The 25,755-nt window shown below is 72.6% G+C and carries 24 protein-coding genes and 3 tRNA genes; 14 read left to right on the top strand and 13 right to left on the bottom strand.

Annotated elements, in window-relative coordinates; translation table 11 throughout:
- Positions 1–528: 528 nt before the first annotated feature.
- The 4 genes from GSY69_RS09675 to GSY69_RS15380 are packed head-to-tail and all read left to right on the top strand — an operon-like array spanning position 529 to position 1,896.
- On the top strand, positions 529–1,041 hold the full coding sequence (locus GSY69_RS09675) for a hypothetical protein (RefSeq protein WP_160953647.1): 513 nt from the start codon (positions 529–531) through the stop codon (positions 1,039–1,041).
- A gap of 25 nt (positions 1,042–1,066) precedes the next feature.
- Positions 1,067–1,384 (top strand): tyrosine-type recombinase/integrase, encoded by a 318-nt coding sequence (locus tag GSY69_RS09670; RefSeq protein WP_160953646.1) that lies wholly within the window; start codon positions 1,067–1,069, stop codon positions 1,382–1,384.
- 50 nt (positions 1,385–1,434) lie between these two features.
- A complete protein-coding gene (locus GSY69_RS09665; protein ID WP_160953645.1) occupies positions 1,435–1,659 on the top strand; it encodes a hypothetical protein in 225 nt (74 codons plus the stop codon).
- 21 nt (positions 1,660–1,680) lie between these two features.
- Positions 1,681–1,896, top strand: coding sequence for a tyrosine-type recombinase/integrase (locus GSY69_RS15380; RefSeq protein WP_407925022.1), 216 nt, complete (start codon positions 1,681–1,683; stop codon positions 1,894–1,896).
- Positions 1,897–1,956: 60 nt separating this feature from the next.
- On the opposite strand, the gene GSY69_RS09655 is transcribed toward GSY69_RS15380, so the two are convergent.
- Both GSY69_RS09655 and bcp read right to left on the bottom strand, forming a co-directional pair.
- Positions 1,957–2,038: transfer RNA gene (locus GSY69_RS09655), tRNA-Leu, on the bottom strand.
- A gap of 224 nt (positions 2,039–2,262) precedes the next feature.
- A complete protein-coding gene (gene bcp / locus GSY69_RS09650; RefSeq protein WP_160953643.1) occupies positions 2,263–2,736 on the bottom strand; it encodes a thioredoxin-dependent thiol peroxidase in 474 nt (157 codons plus the stop codon).
- Positions 2,737–2,965: 229 nt separating this feature from the next.
- On the opposite strand from bcp, the gene GSY69_RS09645 reads away from it, so the two are divergent.
- Together GSY69_RS09645 and GSY69_RS09640 are read left to right on the top strand one after the other, a co-directional pair.
- Positions 2,966–3,250 (top strand): DUF3618 domain-containing protein, encoded by a 285-nt coding sequence (locus GSY69_RS09645; protein WP_160953642.1) that lies wholly within the window; start codon positions 2,966–2,968, stop codon positions 3,248–3,250.
- A gap of 138 nt (positions 3,251–3,388) precedes the next feature.
- A tRNA-Lys gene (locus tag GSY69_RS09640) sits at positions 3,389–3,461 on the top strand.
- 627 nt (positions 3,462–4,088) lie between these two features.
- Here the strand turns inward: GSY69_RS09640 and GSY69_RS09635 are convergent.
- Together GSY69_RS09635 and GSY69_RS09630 are read right to left on the bottom strand one after the other, a co-directional pair.
- Positions 4,089–4,859: a hypothetical protein gene (locus tag GSY69_RS09635; RefSeq protein ID WP_160953641.1), complete on the bottom strand. Its 771-nt coding sequence runs from the start codon at positions 4,857–4,859 to the stop codon at positions 4,089–4,091.
- Between the two features lie 207 nt (positions 4,860–5,066).
- Complete coding sequence (locus GSY69_RS09630; protein ID WP_160953640.1) at positions 5,067–6,797, bottom strand: hypothetical protein; 1,731 nt, start codon at positions 6,795–6,797, stop codon at positions 5,067–5,069.
- A gap of 212 nt (positions 6,798–7,009) precedes the next feature.
- Between GSY69_RS09630 and GSY69_RS09625 the strand changes: the two genes are divergently transcribed.
- Positions 7,010–7,085 (top strand) — tRNA-His (locus GSY69_RS09625).
- Between the two features lie 100 nt (positions 7,086–7,185).
- On the opposite strand, the gene GSY69_RS09620 is transcribed toward GSY69_RS09625, so the two are convergent.
- The 6 genes from GSY69_RS09620 to GSY69_RS09595 all read right to left on the bottom strand — a co-directional run bounded on the left by GSY69_RS09620 (position 7,186) and on the right by GSY69_RS09595 (position 13,406).
- Positions 7,186–7,509 (bottom strand): cupin domain-containing protein, encoded by a 324-nt coding sequence (locus GSY69_RS09620; RefSeq protein WP_160953639.1) that lies wholly within the window; start codon positions 7,507–7,509, stop codon positions 7,186–7,188.
- A gap of 285 nt (positions 7,510–7,794) precedes the next feature.
- A complete protein-coding gene (locus tag GSY69_RS09615) occupies positions 7,795–8,250 on the bottom strand; it encodes a hypothetical protein (RefSeq protein WP_202410991.1) in 456 nt (151 codons plus the stop codon).
- A 150-nt stretch (positions 8,251–8,400) separates the two neighbouring features.
- Positions 8,401–9,444, bottom strand: coding sequence for a glutathione S-transferase family protein (locus GSY69_RS09610; protein ID WP_160953638.1), 1,044 nt, complete (start codon positions 9,442–9,444; stop codon positions 8,401–8,403).
- An 89-nt stretch (positions 9,445–9,533) separates the two neighbouring features.
- Positions 9,534–10,823 carry an MFS transporter gene (locus GSY69_RS09605; protein WP_328698832.1) on the bottom strand — a complete coding sequence of 430 codons (1,290 nt, stop codon included), beginning with the start codon at positions 10,821–10,823 and terminating at the stop codon, positions 9,534–9,536.
- A 50-nt stretch (positions 10,824–10,873) separates the two neighbouring features.
- Positions 10,874–11,503 (bottom strand): GntR family transcriptional regulator, encoded by a 630-nt coding sequence (locus tag GSY69_RS09600; RefSeq protein WP_160953637.1) that lies wholly within the window; start codon positions 11,501–11,503, stop codon positions 10,874–10,876.
- Between the two features lie 109 nt (positions 11,504–11,612).
- The gene (locus tag GSY69_RS09595) at positions 11,613–13,406 is read right to left on the bottom strand and encodes a hypothetical protein (protein WP_202410990.1); all 1,794 of its coding nucleotides are present in this window, start codon (positions 13,404–13,406) and stop codon (positions 11,613–11,615) included.
- A 332-nt stretch (positions 13,407–13,738) separates the two neighbouring features.
- On the opposite strand from GSY69_RS09595, the gene GSY69_RS09590 reads away from it, so the two are divergent.
- Positions 13,739–14,671 carry an SCO6745 family protein gene (locus tag GSY69_RS09590; protein ID WP_160953636.1) on the top strand — a complete coding sequence of 311 codons (933 nt, stop codon included), beginning with the start codon at positions 13,739–13,741 and terminating at the stop codon, positions 14,669–14,671.
- 53 nt (positions 14,672–14,724) lie between these two features.
- Here the strand turns inward: GSY69_RS09590 and orn are convergent, their stop codons facing one another.
- Positions 14,725–15,360, bottom strand: coding sequence for an oligoribonuclease (orn, locus tag GSY69_RS09585; RefSeq protein ID WP_160953649.1), 636 nt, complete (start codon positions 15,358–15,360; stop codon positions 14,725–14,727).
- A gap of 314 nt (positions 15,361–15,674) precedes the next feature.
- Between orn and GSY69_RS09580 the strand changes: the two genes are divergently transcribed.
- The 3 genes from GSY69_RS09580 to GSY69_RS09570 all read left to right on the top strand — a co-directional run bounded on the left by GSY69_RS09580 (position 15,675) and on the right by GSY69_RS09570 (position 20,976).
- Complete coding sequence (locus GSY69_RS09580; RefSeq protein ID WP_160953635.1) at positions 15,675–17,306, top strand: hypothetical protein; 1,632 nt, start codon at positions 15,675–15,677, stop codon at positions 17,304–17,306.
- 117 nt (positions 17,307–17,423) lie between these two features.
- On the top strand, positions 17,424–18,398 hold the full coding sequence (locus GSY69_RS09575; RefSeq protein WP_160953634.1) for a tetratricopeptide repeat protein: 975 nt from the start codon (positions 17,424–17,426) through the stop codon (positions 18,396–18,398).
- A gap of 4 nt (positions 18,399–18,402) precedes the next feature.
- The gene (locus GSY69_RS09570) at positions 18,403–20,976 is read left to right on the top strand and encodes a hypothetical protein (protein WP_160953633.1); all 2,574 of its coding nucleotides are present in this window, start codon (positions 18,403–18,405) and stop codon (positions 20,974–20,976) included.
- Between the two features lie 297 nt (positions 20,977–21,273).
- Here the strand turns inward: GSY69_RS09570 and GSY69_RS09565 are convergent, their stop codons facing one another.
- Together GSY69_RS09565 and GSY69_RS09560 are read right to left on the bottom strand one after the other, a co-directional pair.
- Positions 21,274–21,696 carry a hypothetical protein gene (locus GSY69_RS09565; protein ID WP_407925021.1) on the bottom strand — a complete coding sequence of 141 codons (423 nt, stop codon included), beginning with the start codon at positions 21,694–21,696 and terminating at the stop codon, positions 21,274–21,276.
- A complete protein-coding gene (locus GSY69_RS09560; protein ID WP_160953632.1) occupies positions 21,693–22,043 on the bottom strand; it encodes a hypothetical protein in 351 nt (116 codons plus the stop codon). The genes GSY69_RS09565 and GSY69_RS09560 overlap by 4 nt, the downstream gene beginning before the upstream one ends.
- Before the next feature lie 96 nt (positions 22,044–22,139).
- Between GSY69_RS09560 and GSY69_RS09555 the strand changes: the two genes are divergently transcribed.
- The 3 genes from GSY69_RS09555 to GSY69_RS09545 all read left to right on the top strand — a co-directional run.
- Positions 22,140–23,375 (top strand): cysteine desulfurase family protein, encoded by a 1,236-nt coding sequence (locus tag GSY69_RS09555; protein WP_160953631.1) that lies wholly within the window; start codon positions 22,140–22,142, stop codon positions 23,373–23,375.
- Positions 23,372–24,595, top strand: a complete 1,224-nt coding sequence (mnmA, locus tag GSY69_RS09550) for a tRNA 2-thiouridine(34) synthase MnmA (RefSeq protein ID WP_160953630.1) — start codon at positions 23,372–23,374, stop codon at positions 24,593–24,595. Before GSY69_RS09555 ends, mnmA begins: the two co-directional genes overlap by 4 nt.
- 9 nt (positions 24,596–24,604) lie before the next feature.
- The coding region (locus tag GSY69_RS09545) for an AI-2E family transporter (RefSeq protein ID WP_160953629.1) at positions 24,605–25,755 on the top strand (1,151 nt) is incomplete at its 3' end.

Here is a 25,755-nt window from a genome sequence, read left to right as displayed (position 1 = left end):
ACACCCGCCGACGCCACTCCTGGTGCGGCCACCAGTCCCCGTCCACCTACGAGGCCCACCGGGCCGCTACGCTGCCAACCGCAGCATAATCAACCAACACCGTGTCCACGATCCGGGGCGAAGGCCCATGCTTGCGCTCATGGTGCGGGGATCGACACCCAGTGCGGCGGCAGCTTCGGTGCGGGTGATGACCGCACTTTGGGAGTGGCGGAGGTCATCACGTGTGGCTGTCACGGTACGCATCGCCCACCTCATGTTTCCTAGACAGCTCGAATACTTCCCAAAACTTCATCACGGGGCTTGAGGTGTCAATAGTGGGCCCGCATGTTCCTCTGAGGGAAACAGAACGGGTGCGGGGTAACCCCGCTGGCATCGCGCACGAACACGTCGCCGCGAACCTGCGGGCTGCGCGGCAAGCGATCGCGATGAACGTGCGTAGTGCCGCGCGTCTCATGACGGAAGCGGGCTGCGAGCTCTCTGCGTCGGGGATCGGCAAGATCGAGAACGGGGATCGCCGCGTGGAAGTATGTGTTCGACCTCACCGCCCTGGCCTACGTTTTCCGCACGACTCTGGCAGTGATCCTCACCCCGCCTGCTGGCGCGGTGACTCTCACGGGGGTGCCGGAGTCGTATATGCCTGAGGAGGTGCAGGCGTGGATCGCGGGGACGGTGAAGCTGACTCCGGAAGACCTCGTGCGCTATTGGCGGGAGCAACGGTTGCATGCGATCAACGCGAAGCACTGCACCGAGGAAATGATGGGCAGCTACGACCGCGGCCAGGTGGGGGTCACCTCGCGCGAGGTCTACCGGGAACGATACGACACCCAGACCGCGCGCGAAGTCCACACCACCGGGGCGACTCCTGCAACTGGACCCCAAAGCCTCCCTGTTCACCGCATAGGGCAGCACCACAACGAGAGAAGGGCAGACGGCATGACCGGGCCCGACACCCCGCCCAGCGGGGCGGTGGGCGCACCCGAGGGGGTGAAGAAGCAGCGATGTTCCCGATCCCGGCACCAAGTCTCCTGGGCGACTGCATGACCAGGGCAAGCCCCCGACTGTGGGCGTGTATGCGGAATATTGGGTGTCGAGCCTGCGGCTGGCGGCATCGACGAACAATGGGTATCGGAGGATCATCCGTAACCACATCACCCCCGATCCGGGGAAGATCAGGATCGACAAGCTCACCGCCACCCGCATCGGCTCCCATTACCGCGAACTCGAAATGAGCGCACGGAAAGACACCTACGGGAAAGGACAGCCGTTGTCGGCGAGCAGCATCCACAAGGTGCACGTCGTCCCCGGCGCGCTCCTGGACGCGGCGATCGATGACGGGCGATCGCGGTCAACCCGTCGAAGAAGAAGCGCACGGTCAACGCGCTGAAATGATCCGACACTAACACCAGCGGGGAGCGCGTCAGCATCCACCGCGCCGTGGGCACCGACGATTGGTCGAAGACGAAGAGCCCGAAGACCGGCAACGCCCGCGTCATCGACGTTGACCCCGAGACCAGCGCCGTCCTGAAAACCCGCACGGCGGCACGTGCCACGGTCACGTTCGAGTTCGTGATAGCCGACGCGAACGTCTTCGGTTACGACGAGGGCAACTTGCGATCACCCGATGCAATGACCAGCCGTTGGGATCGTCACCTGAACTGACTCGCTGAGAAGCATTCGAGCCTGCCCAGGGTCACCATCAAGGGCCTCCGGCACATGCACGCTACGCTCCTGCTGGAGATGGGCGTGCATCCCAAAGTGCCCCAGGCACGCCTGGGGCACTCCGCCATCACCACTCCGATGAACATCTACAGGCACGTCGCCTCGGCGATGCAGAAAGCAACAGTCAGCCTCTTCGCGGCCCATCTCGGTGGCGCTTGCATATATCTCAGCACATGAGACGAAAATGGCTCCCAGCGCGGAGAGCTAAATCCCAGGTCAAGAGCCATTTTCATGCTGTGCGCGAGAGGGGACTTGAACCCCCACGCCCGAAGGCACTGGAACCTAAATCCAGCGCGTCTGCCTATTCCGCCACTCGCGCGAGCGAGGCCCAGCCTAGTGCACGCGCCCGCCCGCCGGCCGTGTCTGGCGGGCGAGTGCGGGCGAACACGAACCGGAGGGCGCCAGCGGGCGGCCCCAAGGAAGGGGCGCCAGGTAAGCGGGAACCCGTGCGGCGCAGGCGGCTGTGCACGGCGCGGCCGGAACGGACGTGCCCTGGCCCGCGCCTCGGCGGCGGGATGGGCGTGCTGGGCCCGCCTGCGCACCCTACGCGGCGTCGATGCCCAGCTGCTTGCGCAGGCGGGCGACGTGGCCGGTGGCCTTGACGTTGTACTGGGCGGCCTCGACGGTGCCGTCGGCCGCGACCACCACGGTGGAGCGGATGACGCCCTGGACGACCTTCCCGTAGTTCTTCTTCTCGCCGAACGCGCCCCACTCGGTCATCATCGTCTTGTCCGGGTCGGACAGCAGTGGGAACGTCAGGCCCTCCTGCTCCGCGAACCGCTTGAGCTTGGCCGGCTCGTCCGGCGAGACGCCCAGGACGTCGACGCCGGCGCCGGCGAGGGCTGCCAGCGAGTCGCGGAAGTCGCAGGCCTCCGTCGTGCAGCCCGGGGTCATCGCGGCGGGGTAGAAGTAGACCACGACCCGGCGGCCGGCGTAGTCGGCAAGGGAGACGTCCGCCCCGTCCTGGTCCTGGAGGGTGAAGGCGGGGGCGGTGTTGCCAGGTTCGAGGCGGGGCATGGGTCTCCCTTCGTTGGGCGCGGTTCCGTGCGCTCGGCGCGCACGACCGCGAGGTCTGGGTGGGCCCTCGGCCTGCGGCCAAAGGCGCGTGCACAACGATACGCGGGTGCGCGGACACGGCGCCCGCGGTTCACGGTAAGCTCTGATCTGAAGAGTCGGGCACGCCTGCCCGCCGCGGTCTCGCGGCCGCGCTCAGGCTGCCGCATAGGCACAAGGTGAGGAAGTTTCAGTGAGCAGCAGCGTGTACACCTCGGACGTCACGGTCGACACGGCCAACCGCGAACAGCTCGTCGAGTCGATCCGCCTGCGCGAGCAGCGCCTGTCGGCCAATGTGGACGAGCTCGTGGGCCGTCTCCACCCCAAGGCGCTCGCGGCGCAGGCCGAGGCGCAGGCGAAGTCGGTCGTCATCAACCCCGACGGGTCGCCCAAGGTCGAGCGCATCGCGCTCTTCGGCGGCATCGCGCTCGCCGTCGCCGCGGGCATCACGCTCGCGGTGGTCAAGAGCCGCCGCTGAGGCGACCGCGGACGGTGGGAATCGGCCGCCGGGATGCCGTGCGGTGCGCGCTGGTGATCTCCAGCACATCGGCCCTGTGAGGGCCGGATTCGATTTCACAACCAGGTGGCGAGCGTGTAGAGTCATGTCTCGTTGCGCGCACCTCTAGCTCAATTGGCAGAGCAACTGACTCTTAATCAGTGGGTTCCGGGTTCAAGTCCCGGGGGGTGCACAGAATGCAGGCCCCTCACCAGGCATAACGTCCGGTGAGGGGCCTTCGCCATGCGGTTCTGGGTTCGCCGATCCCGCGCTTAACCATCGGTTCGATGACCCCGTATTGCGCCACCGCCGGCGGCATTGGGGGGGGCTGCTGCCGAGTTACATCCCTTGAGCGCCCGCCCCTGGGCTGGAAAGCGTGCGGGGCTGTCAGCTTGGGGTGGTGGCCATGCAGGATCCCGTGTGACACCGACAGGGCGGGTTCGTGGCCGGACAGAATCGTGCAGCGCGCTGGACCGTACAAGGCGCTGACTGCGCGGGAGGGTGTGGCCGCACAGTGCGCTGACCCCACAGGGGCGCTGACCGCACGGGATGAGGCAGGGTGCGGGAATGCACGGGGGATGGCCGCGCAGGACCTTGCAGGATCGCGGCCGGCGCCGGCTGCGCCGGCGCCGGCACGGGCCGCGCAGGATGCGGCCACGGGCCGGACACAGCGGTTCCGGGCGCCCGCGCTCGGGCATCCCGCTCACCGCGACATCGTCCACCGCCTCAGCGGCCAGGCGCAGGCCAGGGAGCCCGGCACGGGCGCACCACAGCTCAGCGCATCCCGTCCATCCCAGGGCGGGGCACCGCGAGGCGAGCGTCAGTGCGAGGGCGGGGCGGCGCCACGGCGGCGGCCGAGCACGAAGACCGCGATGCCCAGGGCCAGCGCGATGATGCCGCAGATCACCGCGATCGGCCAGGAGAAGCCCTCCGCGAAGCTGCTGCCCGCATCGTCGGCATCCGCGTTAGGATCGGCGGTCCCGGCGGGCGCCGCCTGCGTGGTCGCACCATCGGCGCCGATCGCATCGGCGTTGTCGCCACCGGGAGCACGGGGGACCGGATCGGAGTAGTCGGAGGCGGCGCGCTCGCCGGAACTCTGGCTGCTCGGCGCCCAGTCGTTGCCGGCGTCGTCGCCGAAGGAACTGCCGGAGCCGCCGCTGCCGTTCGACGGGTCGCGCTCGACGCTGCCGGGGTGGCGGTGCGGGCTCCGGCCCGGTGCCGGCGCGACCGAATCGCCATTGCTCGCGTTCGGCTCCGGCTCTGGTTCCACTGGGCTGGGTTCGGGGGCCGTGGATGAGGACTGCGTGGGCACGGGCGTGGGCTGCGGCGTGTTCGTGGGCTTGGGGGTCGTCGTGGGCTGTGGGGTGCGCGTGGGCGTCGGCGTCGGTGCGGGTGACCCCGGCGAAGTCGTGGAGGGCGCCGTCGAGCTGTCGGAGGCACTGGGCTGCGGCGCCGTGGTCGCGGGGGCCGATGAATCCGCACCATCGCCGTCGGCCGCGAGCGCAGCGCCGGCACCGAGCGGAGCCACCGCGAGTGCGAGGGCGACGGCGCATGCGACGGCTCGGCTCCTCAGGGCGGAGACCGTCGTCATGCTGTTCCTCTTCGTCGCTGCTGGGGTGCGGGGCCGCACAGGACCGTGCCGGTGCCTGCGGGGGCAATGGGAGGGGAGCCCAGGGTGCGCGGGGCGGACGGCGCTGAGTACCGGACCCCGTCCCATGGTAGGGCGTGTGCGCTGGTCAGGGCCATCCCCACGCGTTCTAAACGTTCAAAAGCCACAGATTTCACAAAATGTACACGCTCAGCCCTGCTCCGGGTAGCCGACGACCCGGTCCGAGCCCTGCCGCACGATCGCGTACCCTGGCGCGCCCCCCGTCACGGCGAGCAGATTCGTCTGGGTCCTATACGCCGTGCTGCCGGAGAGCAGGCATGCGGCGCCGTCGACCGTGACCGGGGTGAGCGTGCCGCGCGGCTCGGAGAACCGGACATCGGCCTCGGAGCCGTCGCGCACCAGCAGTCCGCTGCGCATGTTGAACAGGTAGGGGCCGATGACGGCGTACTCGTAGTTCTGCCCGCGCACCCAGCTCGCCTCGCCCACGGCGTCCGTCGATGTGGAGACCGTGGAGGCGATCATGCCGGTCTCCGCCTCGCTGACCACCAGCTGGATGCGGTGGCCGCTGTTCGTGCTGGCCCCTGGCTGGCCCCACAGGGTGACGACCTTGCCGTGCCCGGCGGACACCCAGCGGATGATCTCGAGGCCCTCCTCGGGCTTCTCGAGTGCGATGCGCGTGGTCTGGCCCGTGGCGATGTCGGTGCTGATGAGCGGCCCGCGGAACTCCGCGCTGATGAGCCGGTCGTCGTCGAGCGCCATGGGCGTCGAGCCCGCCGGCGGCGTGGGGATGTTGCGCATCCCGTCGCCGGTGAACGTGGACAGGGAGTTCCCGGTCTTGACGAGCACGCTCGAACCGGCCGAGGAGAGGCGTGCGCCCGCGGGCAGCGTGTAGTCCACGGGCGCCGAGGTGCCGTCGAAGAGCGCCTGCGCGTGCCGGCCCGTGCGCCACAGCAGTGCCTTGCGGCCGTCGATCGTCGTATCGACGGCGAAGTCGAGGCGGCCGTCCAGGCTGCCGCCGTAGCGCTGATCGCCGCTGCGGGGGTCGAGGACGCGCAGCTTCTGCTCGTCGATGACGAGGACCCCGCGGGCCGTGGCCGTGACGGAGGCGGTGCTTTCGACCTTCGCCTGCCAGGCGGGCTCCTCGGCATAACCCGGCACGGGCTCGGACGAGTCCTCGACGCGGATCTCCGACTGCTGCGCCTGGCTGCTCGCCGCGGAGATGCTCTGAGGTGCGCCCGTGCCCGGCGCGCCGATGATGGTGGGGACGAAGTAGGCGGCCAGCGCCCCGACGAGCAGGATGGCCAGCACGATGCCCGGCATCGTGAGCCCGCGCAGCTGGGGCAGCGCGCCCCGCTTCGCGCGGCCGGCGCCGGGCCCGTCCCGGCGGGCGGGCGCGCTGCGCTGGGCTCGCTCGGCGCGCCGCGCGCTGCGCTTGGAGGCCCGGGCCGAGGCGCGGGTCGGCTCGGCGGGGCCGGAGAACGGAGTGCCCACCGGGTAGGCGGACTCCTGCCCCGCCGCGGGTTCTGCCCGCGACTGCGCGGGGGCCTCCGATGCCGCGGACGGAGCACCGGGCGCGGATGGAACGCCGGCCGCGGATGGGGCGCGGGGTGCGGACGGACCGGCGGCCCCGAGCCGGGCGGCAGACCCGGCTTGCGCCCCGGGACCCGTCGCAGGGTCCGCGGCGGCGCCCGGTGCGGGCTCGGTGGGCGGGGCGGCGGAAATGCGGCCGCCCGATTCGATCGTGATCGTCCGAACGGCCTGCCCGTCGTGGATCTGCGCGGTGATGTCCTCGCCCGCGGCCTTCGCGGCCTGGACGAGCTGTGCCATCGCCGCGCCCAGGTCCGGGTGCTCGCTCACCGCGTCGCCGACCGTGAGCTGCGCCGAGCGATCGGCGGCAACGCGCACGGAAGCGGTGGACATGGACGGCAGACCTCGCGGTAGACGGCAGGCGGACGGGGAAGGCGGTTTTTCAGTGTACGAAGCCCAACGGGGCCGCCTGCCCGATGAGTCCGAATAGTTACCCGCCGGTGACGCAATCGTTGTGGCCGGTCCGGGTTTGCCAAACGCGAAGCCGGGCAACTAGCATGTCATCTGCTGTCTGCGCGCCGAAGTGGTGCGCCGGATATGCGATGGTGGCTATAGCTCAGTTGGTAGAGCACCGCGTTGTGGTCGCGGGGGCCGCGGGTTCAAGTCCCGTTAGCCACCCCAGCCGAGCAAGGCCCCGCACCCCGTTCATCGGGCGTGCGGGGCCTTTGCGCCTGCCCCGGTACCGGCCCGCGAACGGCCGCGGCCCCCGGGGGCCCGTGCTTCAGCGCTCCCGGACCACGCTGAGCAGGAACGCGCTGTCTGCGAGCGCCTCGACGGCATGCCGGGCGTGGGGGATGTCGATGAGCTCGCCCGTGCCCAGCTCCCACCGCTGCTCCCCGGCGGTGAGCGCGATCCGGCCCGAGAGCACCTGGAGGGTCGCCTCCGGCGGCGCATCGTGCTCCGCGAGGCCGCTGCCGGCGGCCAGCGCCAGGACCGTCTGGCTCAGCACGGTCTCGTGGCCCCCGGCCACCATGTGCGCGGCCCTGCCCGCGTGCGCACCGCGCGCCTTGGCCACCAGCTCCCGGCTCAGGGCGGAGAGGCTCACGGCGCCGACACCCGGGGCGCCGGTGTTCGCAGCGCTGGGATTCGCAGCGCCGTGACTCGGCGTGCCGGGACCCGGAGTGCCCGGACTCGCCGTTCCGCCGCTCGGGCCATTCCGCCTCGGGCCGCTCTGGTCGGCTGCCCGAGGTGCGGTGCCGGCCGAATCGCTGGGATCGTCTGCCATGTCGATCGGTTTCCTTTCGATGGGTGCGGGTCCAGTCGATGCGTGCGGGTCCAGGCACCCCATGGGCGGGGCCCTCGAGGGGTGCGGGCGCGGAGCGCGGCCCGCTCAGCCGGTCAGCGCCGCCAGGGCCACCATCGAGGCAATCGCTCCGACTCCCAGCGCGGCGGCCTTGGCGACCTCGAAGGCCACGTAGAGCAGGTGCGCCCGGGAGCGGTGCTCGCCGGGGTCCTGGCCCGCGAGCACGGCATCCGAGCGGCGGGTGACGAGCGGGCGGGCGAGGAGGAGCTGAAGCAGCAGGAGGGCCACCGCGCCCAGCAGCGCACACCCGCCCAGGCCCCAGGAACCGCCCGGACCGCCGCCGGAGAGCAGCAGTCCCGCCGTCACCACCGCGGCGAGCGCGAGCTCGCAGGCGTTGAGCGCGCGGAAGACGAGCCTGCCGATCCCCAGCCCCAGCGGGATCGTGATGCCGGGGGCCTGGAACTTCAGCGGCGCCTCGAGGAACGAGATGGCCAGGACCATGCCCAGCCAGACGAACCCCGCCGCGATGGCCACGGCGCTCACGAGGCCGCCTCCGCCCGGGCGCCGCCCGCAGCCGCACCGCTCCTCACGGCTCCGGCACTCCTCGTGGCCACGGCACTCATCATGTCCGCGGGGCTCCGCAAACGCCAGTGCTTCTCGTGCTCTCAGCGCTCCCCGTCGTTCCCGCACCCCTCATGCCCCGGGCACGACGACGAGGCCGTCGGCGCCGATGTGCGGGTTCTCCGCGACGGGCACGCGCTCGCCCTCGGGGACGGGGCCGGGCGCGGTGCCCGCCCCGAACGGCGAGCCGCCCAGCGCCTCCCGCCCGTGGGGGGAGACCCAGTTGGACAGATCCGGGCCGTCCGGCACGATCCCCGTGGGATTGATGTCGCTGTGGACGATGTAGTAGTGCTCCTTGATCTGGGAGAAGCTGATCGTGTCGCCGAACCCGGGGGTCTGGAACAGGTCGCGCGCATAGCCCCAGAGGTTGGGCAGCTCGTCGAGCTTGCTCCGGTTGCACTTGAAGTGGCCGTGGTAGACGGGGTCGAACCGGGCGAGCGTCGTGAACAGCCGCACGTCCGCCTCGGTGATCGTGTCGCCCATGAGGTAGCGCCGGTCGGCCAGGCGCTCTTCGAGCCAGTCGAGCGCGGTGAAGAGCCGGTCGAACGCCGCGTCGTAGGCTTCCTGTGAGCCGGAGAACCCGCACCGGTAGACGCCGTTGTTGACCTCGGTGTACACGCGCTTGTTCACCCGCTCCATCTCCCCGCGCAGCTGCGCCGGCAGGAGGTCCGGGGCGCCCTCGCGCTGGAAGTCCCGCCACTGCTCGGAGAAGTCGACGGTGATCTGCGGGAAGTTGTTCGTCACGACCTCGCCGCTGGGCACGTCGACGATCGCGGGGACCGTGATGCCCTTGGGGTAGCCGGGGAAGCGCCGCTCGTAGGCGTCCTTGAGCTTGGGGATGCGCAGCACTGGGTCGAGACCGCCGGGGTCCAGGTCGAACGTCCACGAGTCCGCGTCGTGGGTGGGGCCGGCCAGGCCCATGGAGATCGCGCCCTCGAGCCCCAGCAGGCGGCGCACGATGATCGTGCGGTTCGCCCACGGGCAGGCGCGGGCGGCGATGAGCCGGTAGCGGCCGGCCTCGACGGGCCACTGGCCTGTCCCGTCCGAGGTGATCCGGTCCTCGATGTAGGCGGTGTCCCGCTCGTAGCTGGCCTCCACGTAGGTGCCGTTCGCCATGGCCTCTCCCCTCGTCATGGGTGCCCGCGGGCACCGTGATTCCCGCGCCCGAGGCGGGGCGGGTGTGCGCGTGGGCGCCGCCGGCCGCTTCAGGACGCGGCGTCGTCCGGCTCCCACGATACGGCCCGTGCGCCCTCCCCGGTGGGCAGGTGGGTGCGCCAGGCGCTCACGACCACCGCGCCGCAGAGTGCCGCCATGACGGCGCCGGCGGTGAAGAGCTGGGCGAAGGTGAAGTGCGCGGAGAGCGCGGTGAGCGTGACCGGGACGAAGAAGCCCAGGTAGGAGAAGCTGTAGAAGACGCTCGTGAGCCCCGCGAGGTCGTCGGGTCCCGCGATGCGCTGGACCTCGCTGAGCCCGGCGATCATCGCGAGCCCGTAGCCCGCGCCCAGGACGGCGGCGCCCGCGATGGCCAGCGGGAGCGTCAGGCGAGAGGCCGCGAACGCCGCGATCACCATGCCCACGAGGATGATGCCCATGGCCAGCGCGGAGGCGCGAGCGCTGCGGTGGGTGTCGATGCGCTTGCCCAGCATCTGCACCACGGTGCCCGCGCCCAGGCAGATGACCGTGAGCAGGCCCGAGAGCGCGATCGGCAGGCCGCCGGAGTGATCCGCCATGAGTCCGGGCAGCACCGCGTAGGCACTCCCCGCGGCCCCGAAGACCCACGGGGCGACCGGGATCACGACGAAGAGGAAGCGGCGGTGGGCGACTGCCGGCACCTTGAGGTCTGCCAGCAGGCTGCCGGCCTCCTCCGGGGTACGCCGCCGCCGGGTCTCCGGGGCGCGCAGGATGGCCAGGGAGGCCAGGAGTGCGATGACGATGTGCACGCCGTAGCTGAGCCGTTCGGGCAACGGGGCCCACTGCGCCAGCGCGGCGGCCGCCCCGGCGCCGACGAGGAAGCCGGTCGTCAGCGACAGCGAGGCCCGCCGGGGGCCCGCACCGGCATCGGCTGTGCGCGAGAGCTCGGAGATCCAGGCGGCGCCGACGGCCATGCCCAGCCCCAGCGCGAGCCCGCACAGCACCCGGCCGATGCCCACGGCGACGAACGAGGCGGGGGCGGCGGCGATGACGAGCGAACCGGCCAGCGCAAGGGGAGCCGCCGGCAGCAGCAGCGGCCGGCGCCCGAAGCGGTCGGACAGCGGGCCGCCGATGAGCAGCGCGGGCACGATGCCGAAGATGTAGGCGGCCAGCAGGCCATCGGCCACCACAGGGGAGAAGTCCCCGTTCTGGCGGTACATGACGAGGAGCGGGGTGAACTCGTTGCCGCCCCAGGCCACGGCGAACATCACGAAGGCGACGGCCCGCCAGGCCCCGGCGGGCGCGGGGGAGCCGGGGCGGGCCACCTGGTCCGCGGCGTGGGTCGGGGCTGGGGATCGGGACACGTCTTCCTTCGGGGCGGCGGCGGTTGTCTTGGGCGAGGGCGCGGCGCGATTCACAGGGCGGCCCGGGCGGTGGCGAAGTGCTCGGCGAGCCGCGCGGCGTAGTCGTCGGCGCGGCGCTCGCGCAGGGCGGACAGGAGGGCCGCGTGCGCGGCGCGGAAGTCCTCGGCGCGGCCCAGGTCGTGGGAGACGGAGTTGGCCGCCAGGCGCTGCTGGCGCTCGCGCAGACCCGCGGCGAAGGCGGTGAGCAGACTGTTGCCGGCGGCGGCGATGACGCAGTGGTGGAACTGCGCATCGGCGGCCGCATAGGCGGGCAGGTCGTCCGCGGCGATCGCGCTGCGCTGGGCCTCGATGATGTCCTCCAGGCGTGCGCAGACCGCGCTCAGCGCCTCGTCCCGCAGACCGGTGAGCGAGCGGGCGGCGTGGGACTCGACGACACGGCGGGCCTCGAAGACCTCATCGGCCTCGGCGGGGGAGATGGGCACGATGAGCGCCCCGCGCTTGGGGTACAGGCGCATGAGGCCCTCGGCCTCGAGGCGCAGGAACGCCTCGCGCGCCGGCGTGCGGCTGATGCCCAGCTCCGCCGCGATCTCGCCCTCGCTCGTCATCGTGCCGGCGGCCAGGGCCCCGCTGAGCACCTGGCCCTTGACGTGCTCGAAGGCACGAGCGGTGGCCGACTTCATGTATCTATCTTGTATCTATGAGGCTCGGAGCGCAAGTCACCGCCCCCGGACGCACGCGAGGCGCCGCGGGCACTCGGCCCGCGGCGCCTCGGCGGCGTGCTGCGCGGTGTCAGTCCTGCGCGGACTCCCGGGGCGGGCGCTCCGCTGTGCGCAGCGAACCGGGCGCGGCCTGGCCCGGCGCGCCTCCCTCGGCCGCGCGCGGGCGCTCCGGCTCGCTCTCCGCCTCCCGGTACTCCTCGATCTCCTCGAGCGAGCGCGGGGAGCCGGAGAAGGCGGCATCGCGCTGCGGTTCGGAGACCACGGACTTCTCCGTGACGTCGAACTTCTCGCGGTACTTGCCGAACAGCAGCCGGCCCTGCGAGTAGATGGCCGTCGTCGCGTTGTAGCCCAGGATCGTCGCCGGGTAGAGGAACCACTGGCCCAGCATCATGACCGACCGGAAGCGGCCGTAGCGCACCGGCCGCGGGGGGATGAGGTTCCAGAAGACGATGATCGAGATGAGCAGCGAGATCATCGCGACCTGCTGGATGACGCCCACGAGGAACGGCATCTGCTTGACGAAGCCGTCGACGCCCGAGCCCGTCTGCGTCATGACGATGAACGGCACCCAGCCGCCGATCGCGATGATGAGCGAGACGGACGCGAGCGTGATGTGGCCCTCGAGCAGGCCCAGGAAGCGCAGGGCGGAGCCGAAAAAGGGCGCCTTGCGATCCGAGATCGCCTGCCCCACGTAGGGCACGTCGGAGGCGCCGTAGGACCAGCGGCTGAGCTGCTTGAACTGCGCGATCATCGTCTGCTTGAGCCCGCCCGCGAGCACGGCGTCCTGGTAGATCGGCACGTGGATGGGCACGACCCTGTAGTCCCCGCCGAAGTGGAAGTACGAGCGCCAGTACTGATGGCCGTCCTCGACGATCGTGCGCTTGGACCAGAAGTCCATCTCGATGAGCGCATCGAGCGGCTGGGAGTGGGAGGCGAAGTTGCGCAGCGAGAAGGGCCGCACGGTGGAGGTGAGGTTCCAGAAGCAGTTCGCCGAGGCGACCACGCGGGTGATGGCCGGCGCGTCCCAGATGTTGCTGAGGTAGAGGCTGATGGGCTGGAACGAGCGCCGCTTGCGCTCCGGGCAGGCGATGTACTCGTAGGCGACGTAGTCGAAGTAGGACTCATAGGGCTTGTTGTCGCAGTCGAGGGTCGTGACGATGACCTCGTCGGGCTCGTAGCCCTCCGCCTGCGCCCACTCCTGGACCCGGTGCCCCGCATACGTGATGTTCGCGCCCTTGCCGGCGAGCTCCGCCGGCAGGTCGCGGGGATGCTCGACGAGCTCGAAGCGGCCGAAGCGGTGGCCGAACTCCTCCTGCAGGCGCTCGGCGGTGCGCTTCATCTCCGGCCCGCCGCGGCCCTCGTAGGCGAAGAAGAGGCACAGCTGATCGCCGGGCGTGGTGGAGTACATGAGCCCGCGGATCGTGGGGGCGATGACCTCATAGGACTCGTTGTAGGCGGCGATGATGATCGCGTGGCGCAGGTCCGAGGGGTGGAGGTAGTCCTGCGGGGCGGCCTTGACGCGGTCGAGCAGCTCGCGGTGCTGGTGGACGTGGAAGGAGCCCGGCGGGCTCGGCGGCACCCGCCGCCCGTCGAGCGTGAGGCCGATGTCCACGAGGCGCGCACCCCAGTCCACCCGCGCGCTGGCCTTGTAGCGCACGAAGCCGCGGGCCAGGTCGATCGAGCCGCGGATGGCGCGGAAGAACATGATCCCCACGACAATGAGCACGTAGACGGCGCCCGCACGCGGCGAGAAGATCGGGATGATGAAGACGGCCAGCAGCGCCGAGTAGCTGATGATCGCGGGGATCGTCTCGAAGAGCCGGTAGAGCGGTCTGCGCCGCCCGAGTGGGATCTCGTTGTCCACGCTCACATCCTTCCGGGGCGCACCGCGCGGGGGTATCCTGCGCTCCGGGCCCACGTCCTCACGGCGGACCCGATGCGGGCGGCCGTGCACACGGTCTCAACCTCCCAGTCTACTGGGCGCCGGCCGCGCGGGTCAGTGCTTGCGGCTGTGGGGTGCCACACGAACGGCTGGGCGCTCCCTCAGGGCCACCGCCGAGTGCCATCGCTGGGCGGCATCGCTGGGCGGCATCCTCGCGCGGACCGGGCACCGGTTGCCGTGGACCGCTCACCGGGCACTGCATGTCCCCCTTGCGGGATGCCCCCGGCGCGGCGCTGCGCGGCTAGGATCGGCCCATGGTGGACACGCGCAGAGCAGACCTCATCCGCAAGCTGACCAAGCGCCTCGAGAGCGTGCACTCGGCCGGCTACTTCTCGCCGGCTGTGGCCCGCGCGCTGGCCGAGGCGGGCATCGAGCACCCCGGGCAGGCGTACCTGGCAGGCCGCGCCGCGCCCATGGGAGCGGTGCGCGCCGCGGTGGTGACCGCCGCGTTCTACAACTTCAGTCCCGAGCACGTGCGCCGGTTCGTGCCCGCGTGCTGGGAGATCGCGAGCCCCGAGCGCATCTGGGCGGCGCGTGTGCGCGGCACCGAGGCCATGCTCGCCCACCTCTTCCTGGGGGAGGGGGAGCGCGACCACTCCGAGCTCGCGGCGGCCGCCGCGCAGCTGGGCCGCGCGCTCCAGCCGGTGCTCGCCGCACAGCTGCCGGACGGACGGCCCCTCTACGCGGCGCACCAGGAGGCCCTCGCCGCCGGGGTGCAGGCCGAGGACCCCGCCGTCCAGCCGTTCCTCGACCTCTGGTCGGTCGCCACCCTGCTGCGCGAATACCGCGGGGACGGCCACATCGCCGCACTCGTCGTCAACGACCTGCCCGGGCTCCAGGCGCTCGCCCTCCACACCGCCACGGGCACGTCCTTCCGGCCCGAGGCCGCGCGCAAGTCCCGCGGCTGGTCAGCCGAGCAGTGGGCCCAGGCGCAGGAGTCCCTGCGGGCCCGCGGCCTGCTCGTGGGCGCCGGCGAGGAGGCCGAGCCCACCGCGGCCGCCGCCGGCCTGCGCGAGCAGATCGAGGCGCAGACGGACGCCTCCGTGGCCGTGGCGTTCTCCCCGCTGGACGACGAGGCGCTCGCGGATGCCGCCGAGGCCGCCAAGGACTTCGCGCGGGTCGTCGTGCGGGCCCAGGCCTTCCCGGCCCAGATCTTCGCCCCGGGGTCCGGGATGACGCGCGGGTGACGGGAGCGGCGCGCGGCTGAGGGCAGTGGTGCGCGGCCGGGAGCTGAGCGGGCTCAGGCGCCGGGCGAGGACCTCTCGCCGCCCGCCTGCGGCGCCTCGGCGGCGTCGGGGGCCTCCTGCGCGGGGAAATGGGCCTGTGCCACCTGCGCGGCGATAGCCTTCGCGGTCTCCGAGTCGGGGCCCTCGGGCACGAAGACGGCCCGCCGGTAGTAGTCGAGCTCGGCGATCGAGTCCCGGATGTCGCCGAGCGCACGGTGGCCCCCGGTCTTGGCCGGAGCGCTGTAGTAGGCCCGCGGATACCACCGCTTGGCGAGCTCCTTGATCGAGGAGACGTCGATGATCCGGTAGTGCAGCCAGTCGACGAGCTCGGGCATCTGCACCTGCAGGAAGCCCTTGTCCGTGCCCACCGAGTTGCCGCCCAGCGGCGCCCTGCCCGACTCCGGGACGTGCGAGCGGATGTAGGCGAGCACCCGGTCCTGCGCCTCGGCGACGGTCGTGCCGCCATCGAGTTCCCCGATGAGGCCCGAGGCGGTGTGCATGCCGGTGACGAAGTCGTTCATCTGCGCGCGGGCGGCAGCGCTCGGCCGGATGACGACGTCGATGCCCTCATCGAGGGGGGTGAGGTCGAAGTCGGTGACGATCGCCGCCACTTCGACGAGTTCGTCGGTGCCGAGCACGAGCCCGGTCATCTCGCAGTCGATCCACACAATCCTGTCGTAAGCCACCGGCCCACTGTACAACGCGGCGCCTGTGGGCAGGCCGGGCCGAGCGGGGCGCGCGACGGCGGGGTGGGAGGCCACGGCAGGACCGGGGGCCGCGCCGCGCGGTGCGCAGTCGCGGGGCGGTGCCCGGCGCCCGTGCAGGGGGAAACCCGGCGAGTGTTCAGGGGGAAGTCAGCAAACGCATCGGCTGCGCGGATAACGGTTCGGCAACGGCGTGAACTAGACTTGGCCGGGCCCGTTCGCGGATCCCACACCACGGCCCACCCAATGGAAGGACCTCAGTGCGCTACGTTTTCGCCGTCATCTTCATGGTGCTCGGGGTGGTCCTGGGCGGCTTCGGCATCCTGCAGAAGACCGTCCTCGCCCCCTCCGACACGATCACGGCCACGGCCGACCTGGACTCCCCGGGCCCGCTCGTCGTGGTCGACCCGGGGATGCTCAACCTCTACCCGGGCCCGGCCAGGCTCACGGTCGAGGGCACGGGCGACGTGACGATCGCCCAGGCCTCGAAGGAGAACGTCGACGCCTGGGTGGGCGACACCGCGCACACGGAGATCACCGGGCTGACGAGCGAGAGCGCGCTCAAGGCGGAGAAGTCCGACGGCAAGGACTCGGCCCCCAACCCCGCGGCCGCGGACCTGTGGACCTCGGTGCAGACCGGCGCCGCCCCCCAGACGCTCGACTGGGACCAGGACGCCGGCCGCACGGCGTTCCTCATCGGCACCGACGGCAAGTCCGACGCCGCCCAGCAGGTCTCCATCTCCTGGCAGAAGGACGCCGCCACCCCCTGGGCGGTGCCGCTCATGGTGGCCGGCGGGATCGCGTTCCTCATCGGGCTCGTGCTGCTGTTCATGGGCATCCGGCGCGGCCGGCGCGAGCGCCGCCGGCGCACCGCGCGCCAGGAGCGCCGGCGCAAGCTCGCCGAGACGGGGGCGGCGTTCGCCGTCGTGCCCGCGCTCGCGCTCGCCGGCTGCGGTGCGCAGTCCCAGGAGCTGCCCGAGCCCTCCCCGGCGGACAAGCCCAGCACCGCCACCGCCGTCATCGACGACGGCCAGGCCGAGCGGATCCTCCACAGCGCCTCGGAGGCCGTCGCGCAGGCGGACTCCAACCTCAGCTCGAAGACGCTCGAGACGCGCGCCTCCGGCCCGTTCGGCGCGCTGCGCAAGAAGGCGTACGCCGTGAAGAAGAAGGCCAAGGACGTCGACCTGCCCCCGGCGCTCGCCGCGGATTCCATCACGCTCAACTACACCTCGGCGACGGACGCCTGGCCGCGGGTCACCACGCTCGTGACCGAGGACTCGGACTCCGGCCAGACCCAGCTCATCGTGCTCAAGCAGGACACCGCCCGCTCCGACTACAAGGTGTGGTCGCAGTCGGTGCTCCTCTCCGGCAGCCAGATTCCGCAGGTCAACGACGCGCGGCAGGGCTCGACGCTGCTGGGCGCCGACGCCAGCGGACTCGCGAAGACACCGCAGGACACCGTCACCGCGTACGCGAAGGCGCTGGCGGGCGGGTCGAAGAGCGGCGGCGAATTCGGCGACGACGACTACGCCAAGCAGGTCAAGAAGTCGCTCGAGGACCAGAAGAAGGCGCTCGCAGAGGGCAATGCGACGATCGACGCGAAGTACACGCCGGGCAAGAACGTCGTCGCGCAGCAGACGGCCGACGGCGGCGCGGTGGTGGTGGGCAGCATGACCTCCACCCGCACGATCAGCCCCGAGTCCACGGGCGGGCGCTCCGGCACGCTCAGCGTGCCCAAGCCGCAGAGCGAGCTCGTCAAGGAGACCTCGACGAGCAAGAAGCTCACAACGGACTACGCGGAGATCGTGGCGTTCGTCGTGCCGAAGAAGGGCGGCGGCAAGCCCCAGCTCATCGGCGTCACCGAGGCGATGACCGGTGCCGAGCTGACCTAGGCGCCCGCACAGCGCGCACCGGGGCCGGCGTGGGAATACAGTGGCCCCAGGACCATAACCGCCGCGCGCGGCCCGCGGCCGCGCCGGCCCAGCGAAGCCACAGCAGGAGTGATGCACATGTCAGTTCCCCCGCAGCAGCCCGGTCAGCCCGGCGCCGCGCCGCAGCCCGGCAGCGCCCCGCAGCCCGCCCCGGCTGGCGGTGCGCAGGGCGGCCTCGACCTCTCCGCCGTCCGCAGCCGCTCCGCCGTGCCCGCCCAGGCGGCGGGCCAGGGCGGCGCCGGCGTGAGCGTGCCCGCGCTCGTCTTCGACGTCGATGAGGCGAGCTTCAACAGCGTCGTCGAGCTCTCCGCCCGCGTGCCCGTCGTCCTCGACCTGTGGGCGGACTGGTGCGAGCCGTGCAAGCAGCTCTCGCCCGTGCTCGACCGCGTGGTCGAGGGGATGGGCGGCGCGCTGGTGCTCGGCAAGGTCGACGTCGACGCGAACCCGCGCATCCAGCAGATGTTTCAGGTCCAGTCGATCCCCACCGTCGTCGCGATCGTGCAGGGCCAGCCCGTCCCGCTGTTCCAGGGCGCCCAGCCCGAGGCGCAGGTCAAGCAGCTTTTCGACCAGCTCGTCCAGCTCGCGGGCCAGCAGGGCATGACCGAGCGCGCCGTCGTCGCGGGCCAGGCGGAGGAGCCCGCCGGGCCGGCCCACCCGGACGCGCTCGCCGCACTCGAACGCGGCGATCTGGACGGCGCCGAGGCCATCTACCGCGAGGCCCTCGCCGCCGCCCCCGCCGATGAGGACGCCAAGGTGGGCCTGGCGCGCGTCGGCCTGCTCAAGCGCACCCGCGGCAAGGACCTCGGCCAGGTCCGCCAGGCGGCAGCCGACGAGCCCGGCAGCGTCGACGCGGCGCTCGAGCTCGCGGACCTCGACGTCGCAGGCGGCCACGTCGACGACGCCTTCGCCCGCCTGCTCGGGATGCTCCCGACCCTGGCCGGAGACGACCGCGAGCGCGTGCGCGTGCGCCTCCTCGAGCTGTTCGAGGTCGTGGGCGCGGCCGACCCGCGGGTGACGAAGGCGCGTTCGCGCCTCATGCGCGCCCTCTTCTGACGCCATGCTCAAGTGGGTGTTCGCCGCGCTGTCGGCACTGGTGGGAGTCCTCGCCGTTGTCCTCGTCCTCTCCGCGCTGTCCGTGGCGGGCACGGACGACGTGACGGAGACGGACGAGTTCACGGCCGATTCCGCGGCCCGCGCGATCCTGCTCAACGAGCAGCTCGTGCCGTTCGCCAAGACCACCGCGACGATCACGGCGACCGGGGATGAGGAGCTGTTCATCGGCACCGCGAGCGGCGTGGACACCGAGGACTACCTCACCGGAGTCGCGCACGAGGAGATCACCGACGTGCACTTCCCCGGGGCGATCGACCACCGGTTCGTGCCGGGCGAGGCGCCCAAGGCCGCCGCGGCCGACCGCGACTGGTGGCTCAGCCGCGACACGGGCGCGGCGGTCTCGCGGACCTTCGAACTCGACGACAGCCGCCAGACGCTCGTCATCGCGCCCGCCTCCGGCACTGGCACCCTGGACAACGTCCACGTGCGCATGACCATGCAGGTGAGGGGCGTATTCGCGTTCTGCGTCATCGGCATTGCGGTGGCGCTGCTGGCCTTCGGGCTCACGGCGTTCCTGCTGCTGCGCATCCGCGCCAAGCGCATCCGCCCGCGCCCCAAGGGCCCCGACGGCGGGGCCGCGCACCGCGCCCGCACCGAGGCCTTCGAGGCCGCGGGCGTCCGGGGGCCGCCGGCCGCGCAGTCGGCCCCCCGTGCGCAGCCGGGTGCCGCGGGCGGGGCGCAGGAGCCCGCCGCGGAGGCACCGGATAGCCCGAACCGTGCGCCGGGTCCCGCCGAGCCGGATCCCGCCGAGCCGGCCGGTCAGCGCAGCCCCAGCGAGTCACTCAGCTCCGATGCTCCGCGTGGGGACGACGGCGCTCCGCTCAAGGACGGCACCCGGCTGAAGGACGATGCCCGGGCCGACGACGACACTCGGGTAGCGGATGGCACCCGCGCCGATGGCGCTCGGCCCGAGGGCGCGCCGCGGTCCGGGAACGGCGACGGGACCGAGGGCAGCACTGGTCGGGTGAATCGCGCCCGCGGTGAGGGCGACGTCCGGGCCGAGGGCGCTGCTTCTCACCCGGACGATGCGCGGGACGAGCATGACTCGCCCGCCGACGGCCACACCGGTGACCGGACTGACAGCGACAGCGAACGCGACGACGACAGCGGCGACAGCCACGGCACCGGCAACGGCACCAGCACCGGCGATGCCGTCGGCGACGGTGCCGGCCGTGCCGGCTCGCCGCGGGCGGGCTCGAGCGCGCGCGAGCGCGGCAGCGCCCGGTCACCGCGCAGGCGGGGCCGGCGCGGGCGCTTCACCGGCTCCTCGGCTGGGGGCGAGAGCGCCGAGGCCGGCGGCAGCACCGGCGGCAATCCCGGCGACGCAGCCGGCAGGCAGGGCGGTGCGGAGCGCCGCGGCGGCCCCGCCGGCCAGGCGAGTGCCGAAGGCGGCCCCGCCCGGCGCCGCCTTCGCGCGCACCGGCGCGGGCTCGCCCTGGCGGCGGGCCTGGGCGCCACGGTGCTGGGCGCCTCGGGCTGCACCCCCCTGCCCATCGCCCAACCCGAGCACCCGCAGGTCTCGCCCTATGAGCGCGGTCCCCTGCGCGAAGGCCAGGCGGGTGAGTTCCTCAAGGACTACACGAAGCGCCTCGACACGGCGCTCGGCAGCGGGGGAGAGGGCCTCGACGCGCTGCAGTCGGGCTCGCTGCTCGAGCGCACCCGCGCGGAGGTGAAGATCGCGAAGGCGGATAAGCAGAAGCTCTCGGCCGTCGGCTTCTCCTCCGTGGTGGCCGCGGGGCCGAGCTTCGGCGAGTACCCCATGTGGTTCCTGGCGTTCGGGCAGGCCGCGGACCAGAAGCAGGGCACCCAGGCGATGCTCGTGCAGCGGGAGAGCTCCACGGCGGACTGGACGGTCGCCAAGGGCATCTTCGTGCCCACCGGTGAGGTGCCGGCGCTCCAGGCGGGCGACGATGGGACCGTGGCCCGCGCGCCGGAGAATCACGCCGGGCTCGCCGCCAAGGCCGCGGCCCAGCTGGCCACGCGCCTGGAGACCGGCAAGGCCCCGGCGGGCGCCGCCGAGGTCAGCGGCAGCGCCGCGAAGAGCTTCCGCAGCTACGTCGAGGCGTTCGGCAAGGGCGATGACGCGTTCGCCAACGTGCGCGCCGACTGCAGCCCGGCCGACGACGGCGAGGTGCGCGGGCTGCGCACCGAGGACGACGGGGCGGTATCGCTGGGCGATCTGCGCTGCGCGGTCGACTTCGATGTGCCCGATGACTACTCCGTGAACATGGGCGCCGCGGTCAAGGCCGTCATGACCACGGGCGACGACGGCAGCCACATCCGCATCAACACCTCGGTGCCCTACCTGGCCGTCCAGCAGGGCGACGCGGTCAAGCTCGTCACCTCGGACTGGTTCCTCGTCTCCGCGCAGACATCGAAGGGCTCGAAGGACGCGAAGAAGAGCGCGAAGCAGACGAAGACGGCAAGCCCCGAGCCGGGCTCCGGCGCCGCGGGGAGCGCGGCGGAGCCGAGCGCCTCGGGCACGGACGCGGGCGGGGCGGCGAGCGCGGAGGGCTGAACAGAGCCGGCCTCCCTGGGCCTGCCGGCCCGCGGCGCACGGGAGCCTGGCCGGCCGGCCAGCGGCCCCCCGGCCCTCGGCGGCCCGCGGTCTCCCACCCTTGGCGGTGGCCGTTGCCCGTCTGCCCGGGCCGTCACTCCCGAGCGGCGGCAGCGACCAGGCTGCCTCGGTGCCGGCCGTCAACCATCTCCGGTGACGCCGGCCCTCACGCATCTGCGGAGACGCTGGCTATCGGCCGTCGGCCTCGGACGGCGGCCTCGCCCCTGTCCAGGGGCAGTCACGCGTGCGCGGGCGCCCTCACACCTGTGCGGGTGACGCCGCCTGCGCGGCGCGGCCCACGCGGCGCAGCCACCACAGGCCCACGAGCGGCAGGATGACGGGGATGAAGCCGTAGCCGATCCCGAAGGCCGACCACACGGTGGAATCGGGGAAGAGGTCCGGGCGGATGAGGCTGAGCGCGCCCACCACGATGACGCCGACGAACTCGACGAGGCAGGCGCCGATCGCGATCCGGTGGCTCGTCCGGGTGCCGAGCACGAAGCACACCGTCGCGACGATGTAGACGAGTGCGGAGAACAGCGAGAGCGAATACGCCAGCGGCGCCTGGTCGAACTTGCTGGCGAACTCGTAGCCCGCGCGGGCGGTCGCGGCCAGCGCGAAGATGCCGTAGACGGCGGTCAGGCCGCGCCCCAGGCCGGAGTGCATTGCCGAGTAGCTCACTGCCAAATCTGATCCATCCTCACAACCATGACGAACACCGTGATCCCGGCCGCCATCAGGACGAGCGGGCCCCACCGGCTGAGCTCGGCGAATGCCCACACCCCGGCCAGCGGCATGAGCACGATGGCGGTGGCGACGTAGCCGAAGAACAGCAGCGGGTCCGTCCCGGAGTGGCCCCCGAATGCCGCGATCCCCACCACCAGCTGGACGAGCAGGAGCAGCAGCACGAACGCCGCGAATCCCAGCAGGCCCCGGCCGGCGGGACGGTTGCGGATGGCGCCGAGCGCCCCCCACAGCGTGAGGATGACGGCGGCCGCATACTCGAGGAGCGTCAGGACCGGAAACACGGTCCTCAGTGTAGTCCCAGGGTGAGGGCGCCCTGGCCCCGCCCGCGTGGCCGCGGGCCCGTGCGCGCTCGGTCCTGCGCCCGTACAATGTTCGCCGTGCGCGCCTACTTCGACCACGCCGCCACCTCGCCCATGCAGGCGGACGTGCTGGCGGCCTACACAGCCGAGCTCACCCGCGTGGGCAACCCCTCGGCCCTCCACGCCGACGGCCAGGCCGCCCGCATGCGCCTCGAGGCGGCGCGCGAAGAGCTCGCCGAGCTGGCCGGGGCGGGCAGCCCCTCCGAGGTGCTCTTCACCTCCGGGGGCACCGAGGCGGACAACATCGCCGTCCAGGGCCTGTGGCGCGCCCGCAACGCGCAGGCCGCGCGCCCGCGGCTGCTCGTCTCCGCCGTCGAGCACCCCGCCGTGCTCGAGACCGCCGAGGCGCTCGCCGCCCGGGGCGCCGAGCTCGCCATCCTGCCCGTCGACTCCGCCGGTGTGCTCGACCTGGCAGCGCTCGAGGCCGAGCTGGCCGACTCCGCCGAGCGCACCGCGCTCATCAGCGTCATGGCCGCCAACAACGAGGTGGGCGCCCTGCAGCCGATTGCGCGCGCCGCCGAGCTCGCCCGCGCACACGGCGTGCCGCTCCACATCGACGCGGTCCAGGCCTTCGGGCAGGTGCCGCTGGACTTCTCCGCGCTCGGCGCCGCCGCGATGTCGATCACCGCGCACAAGCTGGGCGGTCCCGTGGGGGTGGGCGCCCTGCTGCTGGCCCGCGACGCCGAGGTGGCCCCCGTGCAGTTCGGCGGCGGCCAGGAGCGAGCCGTGCGCTCGGGCACGCTCGACGTGGCCGGCGCCGTGGCGTTCGCTGCCGCCGCCCGCGCCGCCTGCGCGGATCGCCCCCAGCGCACCGCCGCCCTCGCGGCCCTGCGCGACCGGCTCATCGCGGGCATCGAGGCCGCGGTGCCGCAGGCGCGCCTGAGCGGCCCCGCAGGGCCCGGGCGGCTGCCGGGCAGCGTGCACATGGTCTTCCCCGGCTGCGAGGCCGATTCCCTGCTCTTCGGCTTCGATGCCGCGGGATTCGACACTTCCGCCGGCTCCGCGTGCGCGGCCGGAGTCAACCGGCCGAGCTCCGTGCTGCTGGCCATGGGCATGAGCGAGACCGATGCCCGCTCCGCCCAGCGCTTCACCCTGGGCCCCACGACCACCGGAGCGGAGGTCGACGCGCTTATCGCGGCGGTGCCCGGCGTCGTCGCGCAGGCACGCGCCGCCGGCATGGTCTCCGCCGAGCCCGCCTGGCGGGCCGCCTCGGCCGAGCGCCCGGCCACTCCGACCGGGGCGGTGGGCCGATGAGGGTGCTCGCCGCGATGTCCGGCGGGGTCGACTCCGCCGTGGCCGCCGCGCGCGCGGCCGATGCCGGCCACGAGGTCGTGGGCGTCCACCTTGCGCTCAACCGGATGCCGGGCACCCTGCGCACCGGCTCCCGGGGCTGCTGCACGATCGAGGACTCCCGGGACGCCGCCCGCGTGGCCGGGATGATCGGCATCCCCTTCTACGTGTGGGACTTCTCCGAGCGGTTCAAGGAAGACGTCGTCGACGACTTCATCGCCGAGTATTCCCAGGGCCGCACCCCCAACCCCTGCATGCGCTGCAATGAGCGCATCAAGTTCGCCGCCCTCCTCGACCGGGCGCTCGCGCTGGGCTTCGACGCGGTGGCCACCGGCCACTACGCGGAGGTCGTGCGCACCCCGGCCGGCAGCCCGGAGCTCCACCGCGGGCACGACATGAACAAGGACCAGTCCTACGTTCTGGGCGTGCTGACCGGCCCCCAGCTCGAGCACTGCCTCTTTCCCATCGGCGCCTCGGCGGCCAAGGCCGAGGTGCGCGCCGAGGCCGCCGAGCGCGGCTTCCCGGTGGCGAGCAAGCCCGACTCCTACGACATCTGCTTCGTCCCCGACGGTGACACGAAGGCGTGGCTGGCGGACAAGATCCCCATGCGCCCGGGGCTCATCCGAGACGAGGACGGCGCGGTGCTCGGCGAGCACGAGGGGGCGATGTCGTTCACCGTCGGGCAGCGCAGGGGCCTGAGCCTCGAGCGCCCCGCCGTGGACGGCCGGCCGCGCTATGTCACCGGCGTCGACGCGCGCTCGAACACGGTCACGGTGGGCGGGCGCGCAGCGCTCTTCGTCGACGCGCTCACCGGCATCCGCACGAGCTGGTGCGGCGAGCCCCCCGCGGACCTCGGGCGGGGCGAGGGGGCCGCGATCGAGTGCGAGGTGCAGATCCGCGCGCACTCCGAGCCCGTCCCCGCCCGCGCGTGGCTGGGGGCCTGCGAATCCGAGCCGCCGGCCAGCGAGTTCGACGTCCCGGCGGTCCGGCCGGCGGGCCAGCTCCTGCACGTGCGCACCGCCGAACCGCTGACCGGGGTGGCGCCGGGCCAGACGATGGTCCTCTACCGCGGCACGCGCGTGCTGGGGCAGGCGACGATCGACCGCACCGCCCGCTGGGAGGAGGGCGGCGCCGCCCCGGCGCAGCAGCCGGAGCCCGCCGGTGCGGGCGCCGCGCTCGACTAGGCTGTGGCCATGATCGAGGGGCAGAAGGAGCCGGCGGCCGGGATGCGTCCCGGTGCGAGCCTGTGGGCCGATGGGGTGGGGCGCCTGAGCGTGCGCGCGCTGCAGTTCCTCATCGTCTTCGCCGCCGTGGCCGTCATCGCCTGGCTCGTGTCCTCGCAGCTCATCGTCTCCCTGCCCATCGTCATCGCCACGATCCTCACGTGCGCCCTGCAGCCCGCCCTCAACTGGCTGCGGGCCCGCCGCTTCGGGCGCGTGGGCTCCACCGTCACCGCCTTCGCCGGGGCGCTGCTCGCCCTCCTCGCCGCGTTCTTCCTCATCGGGCTCGCGATCTACCACCAGGCGGGGGAGCTCGCGGAGAAGGCGATCGAGGGCGTCACCCGCCTGCAGGAGTGGCTGGGCCGGTTCGGCATCCTGCTCAACGCCGAGCGCCTCGAGCAGGTCGAGCGGACCCTGGGCGGCGAGACCGGCAACCTGGGCGAGCGGGCTCTCGCGGGCTTCGCCACCGCGGGCGAGATCGGCGCCGGCCTCGTCCTCACCCTCGTGCTGCTCTTCTTCTTCCTCCTCGACGGCGACCGGATGTGGGCGTTCGCGCGCGGCTTCATCCCCACCCGCCACCGCGAGCGCGCCCACCTGGCGGCCGCGGAGGGCTCCCGGGTCCTGGGCCGCTACGTGCGCGGGACGACGATCATCGCGCTCTTCGCCGCCGTCGTGGACACGGCGGTCATGCTCATCATGCACGCGCCGCTCGCGATCCCGCTGGGCGCGCTCATCTTCTTCGGCGCCTTCGTGCCCATCCTCGGCGCGCTGGTCACCGGCATGCTCGCGGCGCTCGTCACCCTCGTGACGCTGGGCCCCGTGCCCAGCCTCGTCCTCGTCATCGTCGTCATCATCGTCAACCAGATCGAGCACCACATCCTCCAGCCCAAGGTGATGGGCGACACGCTGGGCCTGCACGGGGTCGTCATCCTCATCGCGCTCGCGATCGGCGCGCACACCGGCGGCATCGCCGGCGCCGTCGTCGCCGTGCCGCTGGCCGCGTTCGGCTGGGCCGTGGCGAAGGCGCTCATCGACGCCCGCGGCGGCCTCTACGCCGAGGACATCGCGGACCCGCCCGCCAGCGGCGCCACGCCCGCCAGCGGCGCCACGCCCGCCGCCGACGG

Origin of the sequence: Brevibacterium rongguiense, assembly GCF_009857845.1 — a bacterium.
GTDB lineage: Bacteria > Actinomycetota > Actinomycetes > Actinomycetales > Brevibacteriaceae > Brevibacterium > Brevibacterium rongguiense.
This window is presented reverse-complemented; position numbering and strand designations above follow the sequence as displayed.

What these genes read in the sequence shown, in the direction of transcription:
- bcp (WP_160953643.1), bottom strand. Translation starts at nt 2,736, where the DNA reads ATGCCCCGCCTCGAACCTGGCAACACCGCCCCCGCCTTCACCCTCCAG.
- GSY69_RS09635 (WP_160953641.1), bottom strand. Translation starts at nt 4,859, where the DNA reads ATGACGACGGTCTCCGCCCTGAGGAGCCGAGCCGTCGCATGCGCCGTC.
- GSY69_RS09630 (WP_160953640.1), bottom strand. Translation starts at nt 6,797, where the DNA reads ATGTCCACCGCTTCCGTGCGCGTTGCCGCCGATCGCTCGGCGCAGCTC.
- GSY69_RS09610 (WP_160953638.1), bottom strand. Translation starts at nt 9,444, where the DNA reads ATGGCGAACGGCACCTACGTGGAGGCCAGCTACGAGCGGGACACCGCC.
- GSY69_RS09600 (WP_160953637.1), bottom strand. Translation starts at nt 11,503, where the DNA reads ATGAAGTCGGCCACCGCTCGTGCCTTCGAGCACGTCAAGGGCCAGGTG.
- GSY69_RS09590 (WP_160953636.1), top strand. Translation starts at nt 13,739, where the DNA reads ATGGTGGACACGCGCAGAGCAGACCTCATCCGCAAGCTGACCAAGCGC.
- orn (WP_160953649.1), bottom strand. Translation starts at nt 15,360, where the DNA reads ATGACCGGGCTCGTGCTCGGCACCGACGAACTCGTCGAAGTGGCGGCG.
- GSY69_RS09575 (WP_160953634.1), top strand. Translation starts at nt 17,424, where the DNA reads ATGTCAGTTCCCCCGCAGCAGCCCGGTCAGCCCGGCGCCGCGCCGCAG.
- GSY69_RS09570 (WP_160953633.1), top strand. Translation starts at nt 18,403, where the DNA reads ATGCTCAAGTGGGTGTTCGCCGCGCTGTCGGCACTGGTGGGAGTCCTC.
- mnmA (WP_160953630.1), top strand. Translation starts at nt 23,372, where the DNA reads ATGAGGGTGCTCGCCGCGATGTCCGGCGGGGTCGACTCCGCCGTGGCC.